General features: G+C 61.6%; 1 protein-coding gene. It reads left to right on the top strand.

Features of this window, described 5'->3' with window-relative positions; all coding sequences use genetic code 11:
* On the top strand, positions 1–542 hold a 542-nt coding region (locus tag JKG68_RS32880; protein WP_202066676.1), incomplete at both ends, for a hemerythrin domain-containing protein.

Genomic DNA, 542 nt, shown 5'->3' with positions numbered 1-542 from the left:
AAAGCCGTTAAGACGCGTGAGCGGATGCTTGCGGACCTGAGGGAGGAGCTCGATCTCCTGGCCAGCCTCCAGGAGCAACACCTTTTCCCGATCCTGCGACAGCATGGGATGCACGATCTCGTGCGGGACGCCACTATCGACAATGACGAGACGCGTGCGTTGCTGGCCGAGCTGGAGCGCATGCCAAAGAACGATGACGCCTTCCTCAGCCGAGTGGCCGAGTTGAGGAAGGTGTTTCAGCAACACATCCGGGACGACCGGAAGGAACTGCTTCCAGCCGTGCTCCAGGTGCTGAGCGACGAGGAAGCCAACGCCATAGCCGAAACAGTGGAGGATGAGATGGCAAGCAACGACGAAACAAAGCGAGCGGAGGCCAAGCAGGCGCGCGAGCAGGTGGAAACTGTTCAGCGGGTGACGGACGACATTGCAGATACCGTGCGGGCTGGGGTGGAAGGCGCGCAAACCATGGTGCGAACCATGCAAGAGTCCGTGCAGAACAGCTTCGGGGCCGTCTCCGAAATGGCCCGCCGTTCGGCCGCCCA

It is taken from the genome of Microvirga aerilata (genome assembly GCF_016743775.1).
GTDB classification, from domain to species: Bacteria; Pseudomonadota; Alphaproteobacteria; order Rhizobiales; family Beijerinckiaceae; genus Microvirga; species Microvirga aerilata.
The sequence above is the reverse complement of the archived record's forward strand: the minus strand, read 5'-3'. Positions and strand labels throughout refer to the sequence as shown.